General features: G+C 65.4%; 24 protein-coding genes. 15 read left to right on the top strand and 9 right to left on the bottom strand.

From position 1 onward, the window contains the following. The 6 genes from A6A04_RS04415 to A6A04_RS04390 form a co-directional block, all read right to left on the bottom strand. A complete protein-coding gene (locus A6A04_RS04415) occupies positions 1-1,959 on the bottom strand; it encodes a PAS-domain containing protein (protein WP_068490300.1) in 1,959 nt (652 codons plus the stop codon). Positions 1,960-1,967: 8 nt separating this feature from the next. Beyond that, a complete protein-coding gene (locus tag A6A04_RS04410) occupies positions 1,968-4,592 on the bottom strand; it encodes a bacteriohemerythrin (RefSeq protein WP_068490295.1) in 2,625 nt (874 codons plus the stop codon). A gap of 115 nt (positions 4,593-4,707) precedes the next feature. Then, positions 4,708-5,142: a four-helix bundle copper-binding protein gene (locus tag A6A04_RS04405; protein ID WP_068490292.1), complete on the bottom strand. Its 435-nt coding sequence runs from the start codon at positions 5,140-5,142 to the stop codon at positions 4,708-4,710. A 4-nt stretch (positions 5,143-5,146) separates the two neighbouring features. Further along, a complete protein-coding gene (locus A6A04_RS04400; RefSeq protein WP_068490290.1) occupies positions 5,147-6,067 on the bottom strand; it encodes a diguanylate cyclase in 921 nt (306 codons plus the stop codon). After that, positions 6,064-7,224: an EAL domain-containing protein gene (locus tag A6A04_RS04395; RefSeq protein WP_068490288.1), complete on the bottom strand. Its 1,161-nt coding sequence runs from the start codon at positions 7,222-7,224 to the stop codon at positions 6,064-6,066. The genes A6A04_RS04400 and A6A04_RS04395 overlap by 4 nt, the downstream gene beginning before the upstream one ends. 37 nt (positions 7,225-7,261) lie before the next feature. Further along, complete coding sequence (locus tag A6A04_RS04390) at positions 7,262-7,630, bottom strand: hypothetical protein (protein WP_082914690.1); 369 nt, start codon at positions 7,628-7,630, stop codon at positions 7,262-7,264. 168 nt (positions 7,631-7,798) lie between these two features. Here A6A04_RS04390 and A6A04_RS04385 point away from each other — a divergent pair, with 168 nt between their 5' ends. Continuing rightward, complete coding sequence (locus tag A6A04_RS04385) at positions 7,799-8,185, top strand: DUF2946 family protein (RefSeq protein WP_068490283.1); 387 nt, start codon at positions 7,799-7,801, stop codon at positions 8,183-8,185. A gap of 98 nt (positions 8,186-8,283) precedes the next feature. Then, on the top strand, positions 8,284-8,754 hold the full coding sequence (locus tag A6A04_RS04380; protein ID WP_068490282.1) for a copper chaperone PCu(A)C: 471 nt from the start codon (positions 8,284-8,286) through the stop codon (positions 8,752-8,754). A 7-nt stretch (positions 8,755-8,761) separates the two neighbouring features. Here the strand turns inward: A6A04_RS04380 and A6A04_RS04375 are convergent, their stop codons facing one another. After that, on the bottom strand, positions 8,762-9,355 hold the full coding sequence (locus A6A04_RS04375; RefSeq protein ID WP_068490280.1) for a TlpA family protein disulfide reductase: 594 nt from the start codon (positions 9,353-9,355) through the stop codon (positions 8,762-8,764). Next, complete coding sequence (locus tag A6A04_RS04370) at positions 9,352-9,942, bottom strand: SCO family protein (protein ID WP_068490401.1); 591 nt, start codon at positions 9,940-9,942, stop codon at positions 9,352-9,354. The genes A6A04_RS04375 and A6A04_RS04370 overlap by 4 nt, the downstream gene beginning before the upstream one ends. Before the next feature lie 176 nt (positions 9,943-10,118). Between A6A04_RS04370 and nosZ the strand changes: the two genes are divergently transcribed. From nosZ to A6A04_RS04305, 13 genes are all read left to right on the top strand, one after another. Continuing rightward, positions 10,119-12,419, top strand: a complete 2,301-nt coding sequence (gene nosZ / locus A6A04_RS04365) for a Sec-dependent nitrous-oxide reductase (RefSeq protein ID WP_068490279.1) — start codon at positions 10,119-10,121, stop codon at positions 12,417-12,419. 121 nt (positions 12,420-12,540) lie between these two features. Next, entirely contained in the window at positions 12,541-13,158 is a 618-nt protein-coding gene (locus tag A6A04_RS04360) for a c-type cytochrome (RefSeq protein WP_068490277.1), read from the top strand. Between the two features lie 62 nt (positions 13,159-13,220). After that, positions 13,221-13,976, top strand: a complete 756-nt coding sequence (locus A6A04_RS04355) for a c-type cytochrome (protein ID WP_068490276.1) — start codon at positions 13,221-13,223, stop codon at positions 13,974-13,976. Between the two features lie 87 nt (positions 13,977-14,063). Then, positions 14,064-14,738 (top strand): hypothetical protein, encoded by a 675-nt coding sequence (locus A6A04_RS04350; RefSeq protein ID WP_068490400.1) that lies wholly within the window; start codon positions 14,064-14,066, stop codon positions 14,736-14,738. Between the two features lie 40 nt (positions 14,739-14,778). Continuing rightward, the gene (gene nosD / locus A6A04_RS04345; protein WP_082914697.1) at positions 14,779-16,089 is read left to right on the top strand and encodes a nitrous oxide reductase family maturation protein NosD; all 1,311 of its coding nucleotides are present in this window, start codon (positions 14,779-14,781) and stop codon (positions 16,087-16,089) included. Further along, positions 16,086-16,844, top strand: coding sequence for a 4Fe-4S dicluster domain-containing protein (locus A6A04_RS04340; protein ID WP_068490272.1), 759 nt, complete (start codon positions 16,086-16,088; stop codon positions 16,842-16,844). The genes nosD and A6A04_RS04340 overlap by 4 nt, the downstream gene beginning before the upstream one ends. Then, positions 16,844-17,806, top strand: coding sequence for a NapH/MauN family ferredoxin-type protein (locus tag A6A04_RS04335; protein ID WP_068490270.1), 963 nt, complete (start codon positions 16,844-16,846; stop codon positions 17,804-17,806). The genes A6A04_RS04340 and A6A04_RS04335 overlap by 1 nt, the downstream gene beginning before the upstream one ends. Beyond that, the gene (locus A6A04_RS04330; protein WP_068490267.1) at positions 17,803-18,648 is read left to right on the top strand and encodes an ABC transporter ATP-binding protein; all 846 of its coding nucleotides are present in this window, start codon (positions 17,803-17,805) and stop codon (positions 18,646-18,648) included. Before A6A04_RS04335 ends, A6A04_RS04330 begins: the two co-directional genes overlap by 4 nt. 11 nt (positions 18,649-18,659) lie before the next feature. Further along, the gene (locus tag A6A04_RS04325; protein WP_082914688.1) at positions 18,660-19,145 is read left to right on the top strand and encodes a hypothetical protein; all 486 of its coding nucleotides are present in this window, start codon (positions 18,660-18,662) and stop codon (positions 19,143-19,145) included. Between the two features lie 142 nt (positions 19,146-19,287). Then, positions 19,288-20,115, top strand: coding sequence for an ABC transporter permease (locus A6A04_RS04320; RefSeq protein ID WP_068490392.1), 828 nt, complete (start codon positions 19,288-19,290; stop codon positions 20,113-20,115). Beyond that, positions 20,112-20,837, top strand: coding sequence for a class I SAM-dependent methyltransferase (locus tag A6A04_RS04315; RefSeq protein WP_068490265.1), 726 nt, complete (start codon positions 20,112-20,114; stop codon positions 20,835-20,837). Before A6A04_RS04320 ends, A6A04_RS04315 begins: the two co-directional genes overlap by 4 nt. After that, on the top strand, positions 20,834-21,796 hold the full coding sequence (gene menA, locus A6A04_RS04310; protein ID WP_082914687.1) for a 1,4-dihydroxy-2-naphthoate octaprenyltransferase: 963 nt from the start codon (positions 20,834-20,836) through the stop codon (positions 21,794-21,796). The genes A6A04_RS04315 and menA overlap by 4 nt, the downstream gene beginning before the upstream one ends. After that, complete coding sequence (locus tag A6A04_RS04305) at positions 21,793-22,683, top strand: bile acid:sodium symporter family protein (RefSeq protein ID WP_245651071.1); 891 nt, start codon at positions 21,793-21,795, stop codon at positions 22,681-22,683. Before menA ends, A6A04_RS04305 begins: the two co-directional genes overlap by 4 nt. On the opposite strand, the gene A6A04_RS04300 is transcribed toward A6A04_RS04305, so the two are convergent. Continuing rightward, positions 22,637-23,632: an MDR family oxidoreductase gene (locus A6A04_RS04300; RefSeq protein WP_068490264.1), complete on the bottom strand. Its 996-nt coding sequence runs from the start codon at positions 23,630-23,632 to the stop codon at positions 22,637-22,639. The two genes, A6A04_RS04305 and A6A04_RS04300, sit on opposite strands and share 47 nt — an antisense overlap. Positions 23,633-23,664: the final 32 nt, after the last annotated feature.

Raw genomic sequence — 23,664 nt, 5'->3', positions numbered from 1 at the left:
TCATGTCACCAGGCATTGGGGCGGAAAGCGGACGGTGACGGTGGTTCCCTGTCCGGGCACCGACTCCAGGACCAGCGATCCCCCATGCAGTTCCACCAGTGATTTCGACAGGGGCAGTCCCAGGCCAACGCCCTCGAAGCGGCGGTCGAGGCCGCTATCCACCTGACCGAACGGTGCCAGGGCCACGGCAATGTCGTCGGGTGCCATGCCGATGCCGGTATCGGATACCAGGAAGGCCAGACCGCCATCGGGCTCCAGACGGGCCGACAGCGACACGCGCCCCCCCGCCGGGGTGAATTTGACGGCATTGCCCAGCAGGTTCAGCAGGATCTGCTTGGTTCTGCGGATATCCACCCGCAGCATGGGCAAATTCTTGGGAATCTTGGACAGAAGTTGGATCGAGCCCTGTTCCGCCCGGGTGCTGATCAGGCGCAATGCCGATTCCGCCAAGGAGGCTGGCTCGATAGTCTCCAGTGACAGGCTGAAGGCACCGATCTCGATGCGCGAGATGTCGAGAATGTCGTTGATCATGGCCAACAGATGCTGCCCGGCCGCGTTGATATCCTGACCATAGGCGCGGTAGCGATCGGACAGCGGCCCGAACATCTCGCGCATGATGATTTCGGAAAAGCCAATGATCGCGTTCAGGGGCGTGCGCAGTTCGTGGCTCATGGCGGCCAGGAACTCGGTCTTGGTGCGGTTGGCCGATTCCGCCATCACGCTCGCCTCGCGCAGCCGCTCCTCGGCCTTGCGGCGGTGGGTGACCTCATGGGCGATGATCATCAGTCGGGGCGCCGAGGTTCGATCGACAGGATAGGGGGTGATGGTGATCTCGTACCAACGGCCGTGGGATTCATCCTCGAAATGGACGGCGCGGCCCTCGGCCAGCGCCAGTTGGGCGAAGGCGGCGCGGCGGGCGCTGACCTTGGGCGGCATGACCTGATAGACATTGCTGCCGATCAATTCGGCCTTGGACTGGCGCAAGGCCATGGCGCCGCCCTCGTTGAGGTCGACGATGGTGCCGTCCAGGGTGATCAGGAAGATGATCAAGCCCGGCGCGTCCAGCAGGGTGCGGGCCATGGTCATGGCCTCGCGCAAGGCTTCCTCGGCCTGGTGGCGGGCGGTGATGTCGGTGAAGGTGCTGATGAAGCCTCGCCCGGGAATGGGATTGCCGCGAACTTCCACCACGGCCCCGTCGGGGCGGATGCGGTCGAAGGCGTGGGGCTCCATCTTGCGGGCGATCTCGACGCGCTGACGGGCCAGTTCCATCGGATCGCCAGGGCCGTATTCGCCCCTTTGCGCATTGAACAGCATGAAGTCCTCGAACGCCTTGCCCGGGACATTGAAGTCCTTGGGGATCTGGGTCAGCTCGAAGAACCCGTCATTGGCAACCACCAGATTGAGATCGGAATCGAAGACACTGACCCCCTGGGGCATGTGGCGGACGGTGGCCTCCAGCAATTCCGCATAGGCGCGATGCCGGTCCTCGCTCTGCTGCAGCGCGTGGGTGCGGCGCTCCACCATCTGATCCAGCCGTTCGTTGGATTCGCGCAGATTGTCTGTGACCTGATGGGCGACGGTCACGTCGGCATAGGTGGTCACGAAGCCACCATTGGGCAGGGGATTGCCGATGATCTCGATGACACGGCCATCGGGGCGGGTCCGGACCGTGCGGTGCGAGCGGAACTCGCGGGCAATACTGATCCGCTCGGCGACGAAGGCGTCGGCATCGCAGGGGCCGTATTCCCCCCGTTCGGCATTGAAGCGGATGATCGCCTCGAACGCGGCGCCATGCACCAGCAGATGGGGGGGCAGTTGAAACAGCTCGCCGAACCGTCGGTTCCACAAGACCAGCCGCAGATCGGTGTCAAAGACCGAGATGCCCTGGTCAAGGTGTTCCAGGACCCCCTGCATCATCGTCAGGTCTATGGTTTCGTGGCCGGGGGCGGAGTGCTTCATATCTGTTCCTAATAGACTCCTTTGTCGTTGACGAAGGGGGCGTACCGGCGATCTTCCATCAGAATGTGGGTAATGATCCAGTCTTCCAGGAAGGCGAGCACCTCGGCCACGGACATGGACCGGGCCGCAATCCTTTGCTCCAGGTCGTGAACCTGGGCCATCAGGCGCTTGTGCTTGGAGCCGTGCCCTTGAAGTTCAGGATAGCCGTAGCGCTTCAGCATCATTTCCTCCTCGGTGAAATGATACAGGGCAAAGGCGATGAGCGCTTCCATGGACTCGGCGGTTTCCGTCTCCCCCTTGTTCTTGCGCATGGCTTCAATCAGTCGGCTCGACAGTTCCAGCAGACGCCGGTGATGATTGTCGATGCGCTGGATGTTGACACTGTATTCCGGACGCCAAGGCAACTCGCCGCCGCCCTCGCCCTCCTCGCCATGGCCCTGGGAACAGGCTCTGGTGCGGCGATGGAAGGTCTCGAACAGCTTCCAGCGCACGCCCGGAATCCTGGCCAGGGTGGCGGCGGCCAGGACATAGACATCGGTTGGCTGGGTGGCGATCACCTCTGACAATCGAGGCGTTTCGAAGACCGCCGTTTCCTCGCCCAGGAAGTCGCCGGGGCCCAGCCGTTCCAGTTCCCGTCCGCCAGCGACCCTGGCGGCTTCGCCGTGGCGGATCAGGGCGACATGGCGGTCGCCGACCAACAGCGGCTCGCCCGCCGCGAAACTTCGCGTGGTCATGCCGTTGGCGATGGCGTTCAAGGTTCCGGTGGACACAACCTCGCCGAACAGCCAGGAGCGCTGGAGGAATTCCCGGCTTTCCATCAGCCGGGAAATATCGCCGAACAGGTTGTGGCGCTTGACGAATTCACTATACAGCTCGCTCGACAACCGCAGCGCCTGCACATAGCTGGTGGCGCGATAGGTTTCCAAGGACGGCAGGCCATGCAACCCGGCCAACTCGCCCAGCAGCGCGCCCGAGGACAGTTGGCTGCGGATCGGGCTTTCATGGCTCAGCATCTCCACCTGTCCAGTGAGAAGCAGGTAGATGGCGTCGCCAACGAACCCTTCCTTGATCAGGATGGTTTCGGGATTGAAGGTGACCAGCGGCGAATTCAGCAGAATCTGGAGATGGGAATCCATCACCGTCGGAAAATAGCTGGCCAGATGGCCATAGGCGGAACGTCGGGCGAAGTCCCGATTGCTGGGGATCAGCACATCGACGGTGCCGAACGAGGCCCCCGAGCCGATGCGCTTTTGCAGATCGGTCAGCTTTAGCGCCGTATGGGACAAGATGATCTTGCCCGACGTGTCCGAGATGAAATCCTCGGCCTGGCCGTGGATCAATCCGCCGCCGATATCCACCTTCTTCACATCGGCCGGTTCGGCGTAATCGGCGACGACCCGTGCCATCCATTCCTTGGACAGGCCCGGCGCGGCGGGGTCGTCGGTGATCATGCCGTGCAAGAGCTTCAGGCCGATGATATCGGCGAAATGGGCGTAGCTGCGATAGCCGCTTTCGGACAGGACCCGGAAGATGAAGGGCGTGGTTTCCACCGGATGGGGCGAGAAGATGGGCTTGACCTCCAAACCCGCCACATCGTTCCAGTCACCCTGGACCAGATCATGGACTTCGAAAAAGTCTGAAAAATCCTCTTCCTCGATGGACAGCAGCGCCGCCAGCTTCTTGGCCACCGAGGCGCGGACCATGGGGGTGGCGAAATACTTGATGCGGCGGTCGGCGCGGATCAGGGTGGTCAGTCCGGCGAAGTGGTCGTCGTGGCAATGGGTGTGGAAGATGCCTTCCACCTCATTGATGCCGATACCCAGCGCGTTGAGGGCGTAGATCAGATTGGGACCGGCATCCACCAGATAGATGCCCCCCTGATAGACCAGCACTGCTCCCATGCTGGGCCGCCGGATGTCCCAGCCATCGCCGTCGCCGGAATGAACCACCGCAAAATATTCGCGCGGAATCTGATGAAAGCCCAATGTATAGGGGCATTCATGCATCTCGAATGGCGGCAGGTTGAGATCCACCGTCTCGGTTTGGCCCTTATAGCCAAATTCGAAGACGTTGAGGTCGCGTCGACGCACGGTGACGCCATTCCTGATCTCGACCTCTTCGTCGGCCAGGGGGAGCGAATCCAGGAGCTGGCGGGGGTGTTGAATGCGGCCGAAGGCGAATTTCAGCTTGAGTCGCATCATGTCGCGGGCGGTTTCGACATCCAACCCGGCGTCTTGCAACTCCTCTTCGGAAATCAGGCCGTAATTGCCTCGGTAGATGTAGTGCAACTGGGCCTGAAGCTGTTCGGGGCGCCCTATCAGCAGCGGCTTGGTGCCGCTATTATTGGGATGGCCGGGCAGCAGCATGCCCTGGCGATAGAACATCTGCAGGATCGGGAATTCACCCAGATTGCAGAAGGCGCCGTTCTGGACCATGACGTCCGACAGCAAGATGGCATTGGGGCCGGTTTCCGTGCGCACGCCGCCCACTTGGGTGGGCAGGATCAAGCCATGACGCATCATATGCTTCACGGCATCGGCGGGGCAGCCGCATAGGATGCGGAGGTCCGCTTCGGGCACCTCGATCCAGGAGATGCCGGACGCAACCTCGATCTTCCTAAGTCCCGCCGCCATGGGGCTTCCCCTCTTCCGTCAGGCCAATCTAGCTTTCAGGATAGCACTTTATGGCGAAAGGTATAGGCTGGGGTGCGGGTGTCGACGCTTCCCGGGTCGACACCCGTCACGGGGCTCAGGACAGCTTGCCGCATTCCTCGGCGCAAGCGGCGCAGGAATCAGCGCAAGCCTTGCAGGTGGCGTGCTTGTCGGCATGCTTGCGACATTCCTTCTCGCAGTCCTTGCAGACGGCGACGGCGGCCTTGGCATAGGCGGCCAAGTGCGGCGAATTGTTGCTGGCCAGCTTGGCCAGGGCGGTGCAGACGGCGATCAGCTCGTCCACCTTCTTGGCGCAGACCGCCAGGGTGGTATCGCCGCCGATGAAGGTGTCGAAGCAATGGGCCAGGCAGGCGTCGCCGGTCTTGACGCAGTCCAGCCCGGTGGCCGCGATCTTGGCATTGATGGTCGAGGGGCCATGGGCGTGGTGGACATGGTCGGCGGCCAAGGCCTGGGTGGCGACGAGGCCCGCGGCCATCGCTCCGGCGGCGGACAGAATTTCCCGGCGATTCATTGCATTAGCTCCCCGATGGTTCTTCATTCTGGGAAAAGACCGACACCTGATTGCGGCCATTCACCTTTCCTTGGTACAGGGCGGTGTCGGCCTGGTCCAGCGATTCCTCCACCGAGAGGTCGGCCGACAGCAAGGTGATGCCGAAGGTGGCGGTGACATGCACCGGACGACCGGCCTTATCCTCGATGGCAAGCCCTTCCACCGCGGCGCGCATGCGCTCCAGGACCAACCCCCCGGCCTCCAGGCTGGCGGCGGGCAGGCAGACCAGGAACTCCTCGCCGCCGAAGCGGTACAGGATGTCATAGGGGCGTACCGCGCCGCGCAGACATTCCGCCACGGCGCGCAGGACCCGGTCGCCGGTGGAATGGCCGAAAGTATCGTTGATCCGCTTGAAGTGGTCGATATCGGCAAGGCCGATGCAGCAGGGCTGGCCCAGGCGGATGGCGCGGTCGCGCTCGCCGATCAACTGGGTCATCATGGTCTGGCGGTTGCCCAGGCCGGTCAGCGGATCGACGGTGGCCAGGGTCCGCCACACCTCACGCTCCAGATTCTGGGCGGCGGTGCCGAAGGCCAGAACCAGCGCCATCATGGTCTCGTAATCCGAGGTGGTCACGGTCTGTCCGGCCTGGACGCGGGCGGTGATGCGTTCGGCGGTCTCGTGGACCTCGGCATGCATGGCGCCAAGATCGGCGAAACCGGCGAAGCCGCCGATCAGCGAGCTGTCGGCGCCGTTCAGCCATTGGGTAAAGGCGCAGTCGGCCAGGTCGGAGGACGGGACCGGCGCGTCGTCGCTGTTGAGCACGGCGCTGTACCAGTTGCGCAGCCAGTCCATGTGGCTGGACAGCGCCCGCTGATAGTCGCTCAGGCCCGCGAAGACTTTCTCGGCGTTGAGGTGGGGAATGGCTTCGGCATGGGGCAGGCTCATAAGGCGTCCTCCCGCCACGCGCTCAAGGACTTCGTCGCCTGGGCGGGCGGCGCGAAGTATTGTCCCTGACCCATGGGAAAGCCAAGGTCGTGCAGGGTTCGGGCGGTTCCGGCCTCCTCGATGCCTTCGGCGATCACCTCCATGTCGAGGCGACCGCACAGGTCGAGAATGCCGCTGAGAACGGCGCGCTGGCGGGCCGAGGTCTGGCAGCCCTGAATCAGGCTGCCATCCACCTTGATCAGATCGAAGGGCAGGCGGTGCAGGACGCTGAGCGATGACAGGCCGGTGCCGAAATCGTCCAGGGCGATACGCAAGCCCAGGTCGTGCAACTCGTCCATGGCCTGCTCGGCGGCATCCATGTCGTCGATCAGCATGGTCTCGGTGACCTCCAGGCAGATGCGCGATGGCGCCACGCCATGCTGCCGGGTCATGCGTTCGAGGGTGGCGGGCAGGGTCCTGTCCTGGATCAGCCAGCCCGAGACGTTGATGGAAACGAAGGGAGAGGTTTCCTGGTCGCCCAGGCGGGCGCAAATGGCCATGGCCCGGTCGGCCATGGTCAGGTCGATGCGCCGGATAAGCCCGGTGCGCCGCGCCAGGGGCAGGAAATCATGGGGGCGCATCAGGCCGAGGCGGTCCGAGCGCCAGCGGGCCAGGGTCTCGTAACCCAGCACCGTCTTGTCATCCAGGTCGATAATGGGCTGCAGGAAGGGTTCGATCTCGCCGCTGATGATGGCCTCGGCAATGTCGCGCTCGCGCATCAGGGCGGCATAGCCGGGGCCAAAGTCCGACGAATGCGAGCCGATGCCGTCGCCGCCCGCCATCAGGCTGGCCTGGGTATCGCGCAGACGCCCCACCAGCTTGCGCATCAGTTCGGCAAAGAACGGATCGGAACGGGCGACCACCTGCTGGATTTGCTCCGCCGAAACCTGGATCAGGCGGGCCTGGCTGACGGCCCTGGCCCCGGCCGATCGGGGCAGGCCGTCGATGACGCCCATCTCGCCGAACACTTCACCCGGGCCCAGCAGGGCCAGAACCTGGGGGTGGCCGTCGCGCTCCACCGCGATCTCCACCTGTCCCTGCTCGATCAGATAGGCGCAATCGGCGGCGTCACCCTCCGAGAAGATGCGGTCGCCACAGGCGACTTCCTTGCTCAACATCCCAATCATCCCTGAAGCAACCATGGGGGCCAGTATATTAGGGCGGCGGTGGCAGGTCGATGGTGACGTCGCCCCGTTCCGGCAAGGCCGCCCGGGTCAAAAGGGTGTTGACCGCCGCCATGGCGGTATCCACCGACCAGCGGATCTGGGTCTCTCCCACCGTATTGGCATGGGCCACCGCCTCGGGCAGGATCTGGCGCTGCAGGAAGGCGGCGAAGCCCGCCAGGGCGCGGGCCGTGGTCTCCAGGGCGTCGGAGGCCACCGTCAGGGGCTGGCCGTCCTGGCTCGCCTGGGCGGCGCCGCGCAGAATGGCGGCCATGGCGCGCGTCCGGTCGTCGGGGGCCGCCGATTCGGTCTTGTCGGCGACGAAGCGCAGCATGGCGGCATAAAAGGCATGGTCGGACACGCGCAACCTCCCGGGGCGACGACGGGAAAACGCCGGGGAGAATGACATAGACTTGATCGCCGTCAAGGGCGGGTGGCACACTCTCGGACACTCTGTCGCAGAGTGAGGAGAAGCGACTTGGGCGCCACGCGGCCGATTGTGTTGAGATGTCTTCGCAGGGGCGGGTCCATGACCCGGACCGCCCTGGCGACGCTCGTCTTGATCGGCTTGGCGCTGCAAGGGCTTCTTCCCGGCCTCGATATCGCCTTCAGGGGCGATTTTTCCCGGACGGTGTTCGGGTTCGATGCCGCCATGTGCCATTCCTCGCCATCGGGCCGCGCCGAGCGTACGGCGGATGCGGCTCCGCCGGTCGAGGAAGGCCAAGCCTTCAGTCACGGATGCTGCCTGGTATGCCAGACAGTCGGACTGGCGAAGGCCGTTCCGCCGTCCCCAACCTTCAAAACACCCACCGCAGGTACGGCAGAGCGTCTGATCGTCAACACCGCGTCGGCATGGGGTCCTGGGCGGACATCCCGCCAGCACCTTGCGCGGGCGCCTCCGCTTGGCGTGGCCTGAGGCCACCCATTCCATTTCATTCCACGGATTGCCAGCCCTCCGACCTCATCCGGCCGGAAGAGCGGCGATATCTGTTACCTGCTTGGAGTTGCCATTCCATGAAGACCATTCTGCTTGCCGCCGCCCTGCTGCTGTCCGCGCTTCCCGCCATTGCGGCCGATATCCAGGTTTCGGGGGCGTTCATGCGCGCCGCGCCGGTGGCTGGCGGCAACGGCGCCGCCTTCCTGACGGTGACCAACCATGGCGCGGATGACCGGCTGGTCTCGGCCGAGGCGAGCATCTCGCGGACGGTGGAATTGCACACCCATGTCAAGGACGGCGATGTGTTCCGCATGCGCAAGGTCGAGTCCATCGCGGTGCCCGCCCATGGCGCGGCCGAGTTGAAGCCCGGCGGCGACCACATCATGTTCATCGGCCTGACCGCCCCCGCCAAGGAAGGCACCAAGGTGGCCCTGACCCTGGTCTTCGAGAAGGCGGGCAAGATCGAGGTCGATGTGCCGGTGCTGGCTCCCGGCGCCATGGGCGCCGCCATGCCGATGCCCATGCATGGCGGCCACATGAAGCACTGAGAACGGATCAGGGAGCCGTTGTCGGCCTGACCTGCGGCGGCTCCATGTCGCGGGTCAGCGGGCGCCCGGCGGCCACCGCCTCCAGCAGGCGGGCGGCCACCGCGCCTTCCCAGTCGGCGGCGCCCACATAGCGGGCGACCTCGCGCCCCTGGCGGTCGAGCAGCAGGCTGACCGGCAGGACGCTGACGCCCAGCTTCTCGGCCGCCGCGCGGGCCTCGTCGGTGCGGATGTCCAGCGCCTTGATGCCTAGGCGGGCGAAGGTGTTGACCGCCGTCACCTTGCCGCCGCGATCCAGCGACAACGCCACCACCTCGATGTCCTTGGCGGCCGCCACCGGCTTCAAACGGTCAAGGGCGGGCAGTTCGGCGACGCAGGGCATGCACCAGCTTGCCCACAGGTTCAGCAGCACGGCGCGGCCCTTCAGCCCGTCCAGACCGGCGGGCTTGCCGTCGCCGTCGCGGATGTCGATCTCGGGCACCGGCCTGGGGGCGTCATGGATGATCAGGCCCTGGGTGGTCTTGGTGGCGGCCTGGGCAGGCAAGCCCAGCAGGGCGCCCCCGGCCGCCAGGCCCAGGGCGATCAGGAGGGCGCGGCGGGTCATGGGCGGCCCTCGATGGCCTTGGGCTGGAGATAGCCGCGCACCCGCTCCACCAGCCGGTCGGGAGCCGAGGCATGGGGCATGCGCGCCAGGAAGTTCCCCGCCCGGTCCAGGATGAGGATCGAGGAGGAGTGATCCATGGAATAGGCGGCGGGATCGCCATTCTCGGCGGGCTGCTTCTGGTAGCGGGCCTTGAGGTTGCGGGCGGCGGCGGCCACCTGCTCGGGGGTTCCGCTCAGGCCGGTAATGCCGGGAAACGACGCCAGATATTCCTTGAGATGGGCCGGGGTATCGCGTTCGGGATCGATGCTGATGAACAAGGTCGCGACCTTGTCCTTGTCCGCCCCCAACTGGTCCAGCGCCGCCGACAGGGTGTTCAGGGTGGTGGGACAGATATCGGGACAGTAGGTGTAGCCGAACGACACCAGCCGGACCTTGCCCGCATAAGTCTCGTCGCTGACGGTTCGCCCGTTCATGTCCACCAGCAGGAAGCGCCCGCTGAAGGCGCGGTCCGGGTCGTCGGCCCGGGCGGCCAGAGCCGGGATCAGCGTTACCGCGAGTGTCATCAGGGCAAGGATCAATCCACGCATGGTCCAACGGGTCCCCAGGGAATCAGCCGAGCGCATCTTAATCCCTTGGCCGCGCCCATGCCCGAGGAATATTGCCGGGCATTCTTGACGAAAGTTAAGGCATTTCCCATGCAGCAATTCCAAGCTCACCCGCGAAGGTTGGGTAAGATTTTTCAACAATTCAGAAGGTGGGGAAAATGACGAAAACCCGCAAGCTGGCGACATTGCTCGCCACGGTGAGCTTTGGCGCCTTGGTGGCTGGGAGCGCCTCGGCCGAATCGCTGCAAGATGTGATGAAGCGTCGCGGCCTGACCGACAACGACGTGATGGCTGCCGCCAAGACCTACAATCCGACCGGCAAGCTCGACGAATTCATGGTGTTCAGCTCGGGCGGCCAAAGCGGTCAGGTGATCGTCTATGGCGTGCCGTCCATGCGCATCCTGAAATATATCGGTGTGTTCACCCCCGAGCCCTGGCAGGGCTATGGCTTCGACGATGAGTCCAAGGCGGTGCTGAAGCAGGGCTCCGAGGTCCAGGGCCGCACCATCCTGTGGGGCGATACCCACCATCCGGCCCTGTCCGAGACCAACGGCGAGTCCGACGGCCAGTGGCTGTTCATCAACGACAAGAACACGCCCCGCATCGCGGTCATCGACCTGCGCGACTTCGAGACCAAGCAGATCGTCCAGAACCCGATCCTGCAGTCCGAGCATGGCGGCGCCTTCGTGTCGCCCAACACCGACTACATCGTCGAGCCCGCCCAGTACGCGGCGCCGCTGGGCGGCGAATTCGCCCCCCTGGAGCAGTTCAACGAGAAGTATCGCGGCGCGGTCACCTTCTGGAAGTTCAACCGCGAGCACGGCCGGATCGAGCCCGAGAACTCGTTCTCGCTGGAACTGCCGCCCTACAGCCAGGATCTGGCCGATTTCGGCAAGGGTCCGTCGGATGGCTGGGCCTTCGTCAACTCGTTCTGTACCGAACGCTATGTCGGCGGCATCGAGCGCGGCCGTCCGCCGTTCGAAGCCGGCTGCTCGGCCAAGGACAGCGACTTCCTGCATGTCATCAACTGGAAGAAGGCCGCCGAGCTGGTCAAGGCGGGCAAGGCCAAGAAGATCAACGGCCACAACGTCCTGCCCATGGACGTCTCCGTCGCCGAGGGCATCCTGGTCCTGATCCCCGAGCCCAAGTCGCCCCACGGCGCCGACGTCACCCCCGATGGCAAGTTCATCACCGTGTCGGGCAAGCTGGACAGCCACACCACCGTCTACAGCCATGAGAAGATCCAGGCCGCCATCGCCGCCAAGAAGTTCTCGGGCAAGGACGAGTACGGCATTCCGATCATCTCGCTGGACGACGCCGCCCATAAGCAGGCCGCGCTCGGTCTCGGCCCGCTCCACACCCAGTACGATTCCAAGCCCTGCGTCGCCTATACCTCGCTCTATGTCGACTCCATGGTCGCCAAGTGGGACTATTGCGAAGGCAAGGTGCTGGACAAGGTCTCGGTGCACTACAACATCGGCCACCTGATGGCCATGGAAGGCGATACCTCCAAGCCCAAGGGCAAGTATCTGATCGCGCTCAACAAGCTGGCCATCGACCGCTTCGCCCAGGTCGGCCCGCTGCATCCCCAGAACCACCAGCTGATCGATATCAGCGGCGACAAGATGCAGCTTCTCTACGACATGCCGCTGCCCCTGGGCGAGCCCCACTACGCGGTGTCCATCGAGACCGGCAAGCTGAAGACCAATGTGCGTTATCCCTTCGGCACCGACTCCCGCACCGAGAAGAAGTCCCCCTTCGCCGTGCGTCCGGGCCAGGAGCGCATCGAGAAGAAGCCGGGTAAGGTCGAGGTGTTCGGCACCCTGATCCGCTCGCACATCACTCCTGAAATCGTCGAGGCCAACGAAGGCGACGAGATCACCTTCCACCTGACCAACCTGGAGCGTGCCCAGGACGAGACCCACGGCTTCGCCGTGTCCAAGCACAACGTCAACCTGTCGGTGGAGCCGGGCAAGACCGCCTCGGCCACCATCAAGGCCAACAAGGCTGGCGTCTATCCCTACTACTGCACCGAGTTCTGCTCGGCGCTGCATCTTGAAATGGAAGGCTATCTCCTGGTCCAGCCGGCCAACTACAAGGCGACCGGCGTCAAGGGCAAGGAAGGCCAAGTCTATGGTCAGAAAGAGTATGACGCCCGCGTGAAGGCCAACACCGACACCCAGGCCGTCATCAACAGCGTCGTCGGCTATATCACCAGCGTCAACTTCAAGGACTTCCCCGCCGTGGTCGCCATGGTCGAGGATGCCACCGAACAGCTGGGCTATGCCGAGCAGAACAAGAAGAAGTCGGAAGAGTTCGCCGCCAAGGGCGACTACAACGCCGCCTTCCTGTGGGCCGAGCAGTGGTTCCAGTACCAGGTCAAGGCCGCCGATATCGGTCTGCGCGCCAAGACCTTCCTGGAACAGAACGGTGCCAAGAAGGTTGAAGCCGCGAAGTAAGTCACGCGACTTGATCAAAGCCAGGGCGGCCCCCGCCGCCTTGGCTCAGATTGCGAATGGATCGGGGGCGGGCTTGCCCGCCCCCGTGCTTTTTCCACCCCTTCGACACAAGGATCGAAACATGCGCATCAGCGTGAAGCGGCAAGTCGCCGTCGCGGCCGCCCTGGCCGTCATCGGAGCCTTCAATTCCCAGGCCCTTGCCGCCGATGGCAAGGCGCTGTTCACCGATAAGGGCTGCGTCGCCTGCCACGGCGAGGACGCCAAGACCCCGCTGCAGGAGGGCTTTCCCAAGCTCGCCGGGCAAGGCGCCGAATACGCCTTCAACCAGATGAAGGACATCAAGTCCGGCGCCCGCAAGAACGGCCAGAGCGTCGACACCATGAAGCCCATCGTCGATGACCTGTCCGAGGACGAGATGAAGGCCTTGGCCCAGTACCTGGAGAGCCTGAAGGAGGCTCCAGCCGCCGCCGCGCCGGCCGCCGCCGCTCCGCCCCATCCCGGCAAGACCCTGTTCCTGACCAAGACCTGCGTCGCCTGTCACGGCAAGGAAGGCAAGAAGCCGCTGCCCGGCTATCCCGCCATCGCCGGTCAGGACAAGGCTTATGTCCTGGCCCAGACCAGGGACATCAAGTCCGGTGCCCGGACCAACGGCAAGGCCAACGCCATGCAGCCGGTCATGCATCTGGTGACCGACGACGAAATCACCGCCATCGCCGACTACTTGTCCACAGTCAAGTAAGCATCTCTGAGCTTTTGCTAATCTGCGGACCAGTTGGTTCAGACTTTCGGAGACAGACCCAGATGTTGAAGTTCAAGCACAGCCTGGCCATCGTCGTGGCCGCCGCCGCCCTGGTGGCCGGTGGTGCCGTTTACGCCGCTGGCGGCGCGACCCCCCAGAAGGGCAAGTCCCTGGGCGAGGAAGGCTATCAATGGCACGCCGGTGGCGGCGAGGAAGACGAGGCCCTGAAACTGAAGCCGGACCTGAAGAACGGCCGCGAGGTCTACGAGGTCTGCTCCGCCTGCCACCAGATGGAGGGCTGGGGCCTGACCGATGGCACCTTCCCGCAACTGGCCGGGCAGCATCCCAAGGTCACCATCAAGCAGCTGGCCGATATCCGGGCTCTGAACCGCGACAATCCCACCATGTATCCCTTCGCCCTGCCGTCCCAGATCGGCGGGCCGCAGTCCATCGCCGACGTGGCCGCCTATATGGCCAAGCTGCCCATGAACCCCGAGCCCGGCCTGGGCGACGGCAAGGACCTGGCCCACGGCAAGAAGCTGTACGAGGAGAACTGCACCCGCTGCCACGGTGCCGATGGCGCCGGTGACAACGACAAGTTCTATCCCCGTATCCAAGGCCAGCACTACGCCTATCTGCTGCGTCAGTACCAGTGGATCAAGGAAGGCAAGCGCCGCAACGCCAATCCCGACATGATGAAGCAGATCCAGACCTTCAGCGAACGGGATACCAAGGCGGTGCTGGACTATACCTCGCGCCTGAAGCCGCCCGCGAACATGATCGCTCCCAAGGGCTGGAAGAATCCCGACTTCCAGTAGGAAAATCTGATATAACGTGGACAATGGGCGGTGTCTTGGCTTTCGCAGGGGTACCGCCCCCTTTCCTGAATGTCCATCGAGGATTCCATGACCAAATCCGACGGCAAGGGCAGCCGCAAGCCCGCCCTGGTGCGCATCCTGACCGTGGTCGCCGCCCTGATGATCGGAGGGGCGTATTTCTCCCCCATCTGGTGGGTGGCGCTGAAGGCGCCGAACTATCCGGCCGAGACCTTTCCCGACGGCATCCGCATTCACTTCCACATGAACGGCGTGTTCAATGGCTGTACGTCCCAGGTCGCTCCCAAGCCGGGACAGCAGACCTCATGGGGTGACGAGGAAGGTGGGCTGAACTGCGTCGAGGAAATGGACGTCATCAACCACTTCATCGGCATGGAGCCCATCGCCCGCGGCGCGGCGCTGGAAATCGCGGCGGCGCCTTACCTGTTCATGCTGGTGGGCGTCATGCTGGCCGCTTTCCTGGTCTATGCCGGGCCGTTCTGGTGGGTGCTGCCGCTATCGGGCATCGTCATTCCCGTGGCCTTCGTGGTGGATTATTCCGCCTGGCTGTGGTGGTTCGGCCATAACCTGCGCTCGTGGGCGGCCTTCTCGGTCAAGCCCTTCATGCCCACCGTGTTCGGTGACGGCAAGGTGGCGCAGTTCTCCACCTATTCCTATCCCCATTACGGCTTCGGCCTGCTCTGCGCCGCGTCGCTCTGTCTGATCCTGGCGCTGCTGCTCCAGCGCAAGGCCCTGAAGGACTAGGTTTCGGCGTTTCAACGCGGATCATGCGGTGGACGGCACCATGGGACTGACAGTCAAGAACGTGTCGAATTCCATTGTAGGGCTGGTGATGGCGCTTGCCGCCGCCACCGCCCCGGCGGCGCCTGCCCCGGTTCCTCCGGCAGATGAGCCGCTGATGGATTCCTCGCTGATCCAGGCCCTGATCGACATGGCCCAGCCGGGCCAGGAAGTGGTGCCGCCGCCGGGACGCTACAAGGGCGTCAAGGTGACCCGGCCCATCATCCTGGACGGCAAGGGCAAGGTCACCTTCGATGGCGGTGGCGAGGGCTCGGTGCTGTGGATCACCACCAATGGCGCCACGGTGCGCAATCTGCGCCTGATCAACAGCGGCGTCGGCCATCCCCAGCAGGATGCCGCCATCCAGGTCCGTGGCAACGACAACGTCATCGAGGACAACCGGATGGAGGACGTGCTGTTCGGCATCGCCATGGAGCGGTCCGACCGCAATATCGTCCGGCGCAACCACTATCTGGGCAAGCCGTTCAACATGCAGCGGCGCGGCGACGGCATCAAACTGTGGTATTCCAACGACAACCTGCTGACCGAGAACGAGTTCCGGGGCGGTCGCGACATCGTGTTCTGGTACGCCAACGGCAACCGTTTCGTCGCCAACCGCCAAAGCGGCGGGCGCTATGGCCTGCACCTGATGAAGTCCTCGGACAACATCGCCGAGAACAACCAGTTCATCGACAACATGACCGGCATCTCCATGATGTACGATTCCGGCGACATCATCCGCAATAACTACGTGGCCCGCGCCGTGGGGGCGGTGGGGACCTGCATGTCGCTGAAGGAAAGCAGCGACGTGGTCATCGAGAACAATGACCTGATGTATTGCTCGAGCGGCATCGCCATCGACGTGGCTCCCTACGAGCCCGGCACCAAGAACCGCATCAAGGGCAATCGCATCGCCTTCAACGATATCGCCATCTCCTTCCTCAACGACTGGAAGGACAGCATCTTCACCGGCAATCTGCTGACCGGCAACATCACCGAGGTCGCCATCTATGGCGGCGGCTCGGCCAAGCGGAACGTCTGGGAAGGCAATCGCTGGGAAGACTATCAGGGCTTCGACCGCAACGGCGACGGTGTCGGCGACAAGTCGCACCGGGTCTACGGCTATGCCGGGCGGGTGTGGATGGACGTGCCCAATACCAAGTTCTTCAAGGGCACGCCGCTGCTGGAGGTGCTGGACTTCCTCGACCGGCTGGCGCCGTTCAGCGAGCCGGTGCTGCTGCTTGAAGACAAGACCCCCCGCCTGGGGACCGACAAGACCTTCAAGGCGGGATCGAACCTGGAGCCCAAGTCATGAGCGAGAAAACCCCTCCGGCCGCTGGCCCGGCGGCGGCCAATGCCAAGACCCGTCGGCAGGTGATGCGCTCGCTGACCATGGGGGCCGCCATCATCGGCGCCTCGCTGTTCGGTTTCTTTCCGGTGCTGCGCAAATGGACACCGCGCCTGCGTCCCCCCGGCGCCATCGCCGAGCAGGATTTCCTGGCGGCCTGCATCAAATGCGGCCAGTGCGTCCAGGTCTGCCCGGTGCGGGCTATCAAGCTGGGTGATCTGGACGAGGGCTTCGGGGTGGGCGTGCCCTATATCCCGGCCCGCGAGCAGGCCTGCGATTTCTCCTGCGACGCGGTGCAGTGCGTTCTGGCCTGCCCTACCGGCGCCCTGGCCCATGCGGTCAGCAAGAAGGAGGAAGTCCGCATGGGCCTGGCCCGGCTGGACCGCCCCAATGCCTGCCTGGCCCGCAAGGGCGAGGGCTGGAAGGGCGCCGCCCGCCCGGCACCGTTCAAGGGGCTGCACCGCTACGCCCATATCGACCGCTGGAAGCCGGTCAAGCTGGCCGACTACCCCTATGAGCTGGAGCTGTGCGACCTGTGCGTCCGCGAATGCCCGGTTCCCAACGCCATCACCCTGGAACCCCTGTCGGCCGATCCCGCCGACAAGCGCCGCACTCCGGTGGTGCATCAGGCCTGCACCGGCTGCGGCATGTGCGAGATGATCTGCCCGACCGAACCGGCCTCCATCGTTATCGACATCCGCCGCCAGTGGGGAGACGCGTGATGAGCCTGCTCTCCTCGATCAAGATCATGCTGGGCGCCCAGCCCGAGCGGCCGCGCTGCCACAGTTCCGAGGCCACGGCCATGCACGAGGCCAAGCGCCAGGTGAAGGGGGCCGAGCGTGCCAAGGAAATCAAGGCCGCCCATGCCAGCCACAACAGCCACAAATGGCGCAACATCCGCTGGGCGACGCTGATCTTCGTCAACATGGTCTTCGTGGCGTCCTTCGCCTTCGACGTGCAACTGGTGGAAGGCTCGCTGACCGCGTCGCGCGTCATCGGCTTCCACATGGCCGACCTCAATTCGGCCATCCAGGTGATGCTGGCCTACAAGACCATCCTGATCAATCTGGTGATCGGCACCTCGACGGTGTTCTTCCTGTGGTGGCTGCTGGGCGGGCGGACCTTCTGTTCCTGGACCTGCCCCTATCACCTGCTGGCCGAGCTCGCCGAGAAGCTCCACCTGTTCCTGGCGGCGCGGCGCATGGTGGTGGATTACCCGCTGCATCGCGGCTCGCGCACCGTGCTCTACGTGGTCTTCGCCCTGCTGGCGGTGATCAGCGGCTATACCGTGTTCGAGTCCATCTCGCCCACCGGCATCGTGTCGCGCGCCCTGATCTACGGCCCCGGTCTGGCCATGATCTGGGTGCTGGGCCTGCTGGCCTACGAGGTGGTGTTCATCCGCCGCATGTGGTGCCGCTACATCTGCCCCATCGGCCTGACCTATGGCTTCGTCGGCGCGGTGTCGCCGGTGCGGGTGAAGTATACGCTGGAAAACTGCCTGCACGAGGGCGACTGTCGCAAGGTCTGCCTGGTGCCCCATGTGCTGGATTGCACCAAGAAAACCTATGCCGAGGACGTTTCGGTGGCCATCGGTCCGGACTGTACCCGCTGCGGGCTGTGCATCGATGCCTGCCCCACCGGATCGCTGAAGTTCGAGATCAAGGGGTTGAACAAGCTGCTATGATCACCTTCGACAACGTCTCCAAGACCTTCAAGCGGCACAAGGTGCTCGACGGCGTCAGCCTGTCGGTGCAGACCGGCGAGCGGGTGGCGCTGGTGGGCTCCAACGGCGCCGGCAAGACCACCCTGATCCGCTGCCTGCTGGGTGAATACCTGCATGACGGCGTGGTCACGGTGGGCGGTCTCGACCCCAAGGCCCATCGCAAGGAGGTGCTGGCCCGGGTCGGCTTCGTGCCGCAGATTCCGCCGCCCTTGCGCATGCCGGTGGGCGAACTGGTCAATTTCGCCGCCGCGGTCTGTGGCTCCGACCCCGCGCGCATCGTTGCCGTGATGCGGGCGCTGGGCCTGGATTGGGACATGGTCCGCTCGCGTCCTTTCGTGAAGCTGTCGGGCGGCATGAAGCAGAAGACCCTGATCGCCATGGCGCTGGGCCGCGACGCCGACCTGCTGATCATGGACGAACCCGCCGCCAATCTGGACCCCGAGGCGCGCCACATCTTTTTCGGCCTGCTGCACCAGCGCAAGGACGATGCGGTGATGCTGATCACCAGCCATCGCCTGGACGAGGTGGCGGCCCTGGTCAACCGTGTGGTCGAACTGGACCAGGGCAAGGTATCGCTGGACGACCGGGTTGCCGACGACGTGGACATGACCGCGCGGTTGGACTGCACCATCCGCCTGACCCGGGCAGAAGCCGCTTTCGCCAAGGCCATGGCGGAATGGGGTTTCGTTTCGGAGGATGACGGCCTGAGTTGGAGGGGGCCGGTCAACGGCCCCGACCGTCTGCGTTTCCTGGGCGTGCTCGCCCGCTATGCCGGCCTGGTGGCCGGTATCGAGATGAAATAGGAGGACACGCCATGTGCAATCATCACATGACCCGCCGTCACTTCGTCGCCCTGGTCCCCGGCCTGGCCCTGGTAGCCTCGGGTTGCGGCGGTCCCTCCACCGGACCGGTGGATGTCCGGCTCGGACGCGATGTCTGCGACTATTGCGGCATGGTCATCGACGACCGGCGCTTCGTCGCCCAGTTGCGGGCGGGTCCCAGTGGCAAGGTCCACAATTTCGACGATCCCGGCGACGCCATCCTGTTCCTGGTCAAGCAGGACTGGGCCAAGCATCCCAAGACCGAGTTCTGGGTCGGCCATATGGAAACCGGCCAATGGCTAGACGGCTTCAAGGCCTTCTACGTCAAGGGGGTGAAGACCCCCATGGCCCATGGCTTCGGCGCCCGGCCCGAGTCCAAGGGCGACGATTTCGGCTTCGAGCGCTTCCGGGGCGCCATCCTGACCCAGGGGTCCACCAGCCGTTGCGAGCCGACGGTGACCACGGAGGATCGCGGATGAGGACACAATCCATGTCATCCCGAGCGCGGCAAGGGATCTCTTCCTGGAACGCCATCGTCGGCACGGCGACATCCCGCCGGGCGGAGATCCCTCGGTCGCGGGGCTCCCTCGGGATGACAAGGCGGATTAAGGGGGGATGCCCATGAACGCCCTGCTGCTCACCGCCCGGCTCGACATCGCCGAGTCCCTGCGGTCGCGCTGGTTCGCCTTCTACTCGGCCGTGTTCGGCGGCATCATCGTGCTGCTGTTCGTGTTCGGCCTGACCGAATCGCGCATCCTGGGCTTCACCGGCCTGTCGCGCCTGCTGGTCACCTATATCCAGCTCTGTGTCGCCATCCTGCCGGTGTTCATCCTGATCACCACGGTGCGCTCGGTGGCGGGCGACCGCGAGGCCGGGGTGTTCGAATACATGCTGTCGCTGCCCGTTCCGCTCTATGCCTGGTTCTGGGGCAAGATGGTCGGGCGCTTCCTGGTGGTGTTCCTGCCGGTGTTCGGCGCCATGGCGCTGGCCGCCCTTTATGCCGTGGTCCGGGGTGTCGGCGTCGATTGGCCGCTGTTCCTGGTCTATACCGCCTTGCTGGTGTCGCTGGCCTGGGCCTTCCTCGGCATCGGCATGCTGATCTCGACCCTGGCGCGCTCGCCCGACGTGGCCCAGACCGGCGCCTTCCTGGTCTGGCTGACCCTTTTGCTGTTCCTCGACCTGATCCTGCTCGGCGTGATGATCCGCCAGCAATTGCCGCTGGAAGCCATCATCGCCATCGCCGTGGCCAATCCGCTGCAAAGCTTCCGCACCGCCGCCATCCTGTTGTTCGACCCGCAGATGCTGGTGATGGGGCCGGCCGCCTATGTCATCCTGGATAGTCTGGGCCGGGGCGGCTATCTCGCCTTCGCCATGATTTATCCGGTGGCGCTTGGCACCGTGGCGGCCGGGATCGGCTATCATCTGTTCCGGCGCGGCGATCTGCCGTGAGTGGTGCGCTGTCGACCAGTTTCGGCTTCCAGTCGGTCACGCCCGAGGAACGCGAGGCCAGGATCAGGCAGGTGTTCGAGGCGGTGGCGCCGCGCTATGACCTGATGAACGACGTCATGAGCCTGGGCATCCACCGGCTGTGGAAGCGCCGCATGGCCGATGCCGCCCATGTGGCCGCCGGGCAGGTGATCGTCGATCTGGCGGGCGGCACCGGCGACATCGCCCGGCTGCTGGCGGGGGCCGGGCGCCAAGTGGTGGTGTGCGATCCGTCCGAGGCCATGATGGCGGTGGGGCGGCGACGCTGCGCCGGGTTGGCGGTGGACTTCGTCACCGGCACCGCCGAGGCCATGCCCTTCGCCGATGCCTCGGTGGATACCGTCACCATCGCCTTCGGCCTTCGCAACGCCACCCGGCCCGAGACCGCCCTGGCGGAAATTCACCGGGTGCTCAAGCCCGGCGGGCGTTTTCTCTGCCTGGAATTCTCGCGCCCCTGGGCCTGGCTGCGGCCGTTCTACGATGCCTGGTCTTTCCTGGTGATTCCCCGTCTGGGGGCCTGGGTCGCCGGTCAGCCCGCCGCCTATGATTATCTGGTGGAATCGATCCGACGCTTCCCTGACCAGCGTGAACTGATGGCCTTGATGGTTTGCGCCGGGTTCAAGGATGTGGAATGGTGCGACCTGTCGGCGGGCATCGCCTGCCTGCACCGAGGGTGGAAAGCATGACGCTGGAGACCGGGCTGCGCGATGGCGCGGCCGTGGAGATCAGGGACCCGGACGCCAGCCGGGCCGACCAGCCGCCCGATGGCTGGCGCCTGTGGTGGCTGGCGGTGCGGCCGCGCACCCTGACCATTTCCGTCGCGCCGGTGGTGGCGGGCGCCGCCCTGGCCTGGCATGATCTCGGCCGTCTCGACACCGCGCCGCTGGTTGCCGCCCTGGTGGGCGCGCTGACCATCCAGGCCGGAACCAATCTCCATAACGACGTGGCCGACGCCCTGAGGGGCGGCGACCAGCCCCTGCGCCAGGGGCCGCCCCGGGTCACCGCCCTGGGCTGGGCTTCGCCCGGGCGGGTGCGCCGCGCCGCCCTGGCCTGTTTCGCCCTGGCGGCCCTGGTGGGCCTGTTCCTGGTCTGGCGCGGCGGTTGGCCCATCGCCGCCCTGGGTCTCGCCTCGCTGGTGGCGGGGTGGGCCTATTCCGGCGGGCCGCGCCCCATCGCCTATACCCCCCTGGGCGAGGTCTTCGTCATCGCCTTTTTCGGCATCGGTGCCGTGGGAGGCACTTATTTCCTCCAGGCCTTCACCCTGACCGCCCAGACCCTGGTGGTGGGCGCCGCCGTGGGCGCCATCGCGGCCGCCGTGCTGATGGCCAACAATTACCGCGACATGGAAGCCGACCGGCTGGCCGGGCGCCGCACCCTGGCCATCTGGGCCGGGGCCGAGACCGCCAAGCTGATCTACGGCACCCTGATCCTGCTGCCGCTGGGCGTGCTGGCCTCGCCCCTAGGGCCGGTGGGGGGTATCCTCTCCCTGGGCGCGGTGCCGCTGGCGCTGCTGCTGTTCCGTCGCTTCGTCTCGACCCCCCGGGGGCCTGCCTTCAACGCCATCCTCGCCGCCACCGCGCGGCTGCAATTGGTGACGGCCGCCCTGCTGGCCATAGGACTGGTGATGGGGGGGCTGGCGCCGTGATCATCACCCAGGCGGCACTTCCCGCCGCCCTGGCCTTCATCATGTTCGCCATGGGCCTGACCATGGATCCCGGCGATTTCCGCCGCATCGCCGCCCGGCCCCAGGCCCTGGCGGCGGGGCTGGCGGCCAAGTTGCTGCTGGTGCCGCTGGCCGGTCTGGCGGTGGTGACGGTCTGGCGGCCATCGGCGGATTTCGCCGTGGGCATGATCCTGCTGGCCGCCTGTCCGGCGGGAGTGACCTCGGCCCTGCTCACCCATATGGCGGGCGGGCGCATCGCGCTCGCCGCCACGGTCACCGCCCTGACCAGCCTGGCCGCGACCCTGAGCGTGCCCGCCCTGGTCAATCTGGGACTGGCCGCCTTCGCCGGATATCAGCAGGCGGTGGAGATACCGGTGGGGCGCATGACGCTGGGCATTTTTCTGGTGGATACGGTGCCGCTGCTGCTGGGTCTCGGCATCCAGCGCCTGTGGCCGCGCGCCGCCGAGCGGCTGGGCCGGGTGGCGCGTCCGGTGGCGAGTTTGCTGTTCGCCCTGATCGTGGTGGGCGCCTTCATCAGCCAGCGCCAAAGCCTGGTGGACCATATGGGCGACGTGGTGCCCGCCGCCCTGGTCCTCAACCTGCTGGCCATGGGCGGCGCCTGGGGGCTGGGCAGCCTGCTGCGCCTGGATATGGCCGACCGCATCGCCGTGGTGATGGAAAACGGCCTGCAGAACAGCGCGCTGGGCATCTTCGTGGCGGTGACGCTGCTGGGCAACCACGCCATGATGGTGCCCAGCATCGTCTATGCCTTCGTGATGAACCTGACGGCGGTGGCCTTCATCTGGGCGGTGAAGCGGCGGTCTATCGGTTCACGTCCACCACGACACGGCCACGAATCTCGCCCTTGAGAATCTTGCCGCCCAGTTCGGGCAGGTCGGACAGCCGGGCTTCCTCGGTCAGCGAATCCAGCAACTCGCCGGGGATCAACTCGGTCAGGCGCTTCCAGGCTTCCAGGCGGCGGGGCAGGGGGCACATCACCGAATCGATGCCCAGGATCGAGGCGCCGCGCAGCAGGAAGGGCAGGACGGTGCCGGAGAACTCCACTCCGCCCGCATTGCCGCAGGACGCCACCGCCGCCCGCATGCGCAGCGAGGCGACACAGTTCGCCAGGGTGGTGCCGCCGACACTGTCGACCACGCCGGACCAGCGTTCCGACAGCAGAGGCTTGGGGGGAGCCACGCCGATCTCGGCCCGGTCGATCAGCGAGGTGGCGCCGAGCCCGCGCAGATAGTCATGCTGGCTGGCCCGCCCGGTGGAGGCCGCGACGGCGTAGCCCAGCTTGGAGAGCAGCACCACGGCGATGCTGCCCAATCCGCCCGCCGCGCCGGTCACCAGCACGTCGCCGCCATTGGCCGGGCGCAAGCCGTGGTCTTCCAGGGCATTGATCGCCAGCATGGCGGTGAAACCGGCGGTGCCGATGGCCATGGCCCGCCGCGCGGTCAGTCCCTCGGGCAGGGGCACCAGCCAGTCCGCCTTGACCCGCGCCTTGGCCGCGAAGCCGCCCCAATGGGTCTCGCCCACCCGCCAGCCGGTCAGCAGCACCTTGTCGCCGGGCTTGTAGGCGGCCGAGTCCGAGGCTTCCACCGTTCCGGCAAAGTCGATGCCCGGCACATGGGGATAGGTCCGGACCAGACGGCCGAGCCCGTTGAGGATCAGCCCGTCCTTGTAGTTCAGGGTGGAATAGTCGATGCGGACCAGCACATCGCCCGCGGGCAGGTCGGCTTCGGACAGGCGACGGATGGAGGCGCGGACCTTGCCCGCGTCCTCGTCCAGCATCAGGGCGGGAAAATCGCTCATGGAGGCCTCCTTGGGACTATGGCGGGGGATAA

Origin of the sequence: Paramagnetospirillum marisnigri (genome assembly GCF_001650715.1) — a bacterium.
Classification (GTDB): domain Bacteria; phylum Pseudomonadota; class Alphaproteobacteria; order Rhodospirillales; family Magnetospirillaceae; genus Phaeospirillum; species Phaeospirillum marisnigri.
The sequence above is the reverse complement of the archived record's forward strand: the minus strand, read 5'-3'. Positions and strand labels throughout refer to the sequence as shown.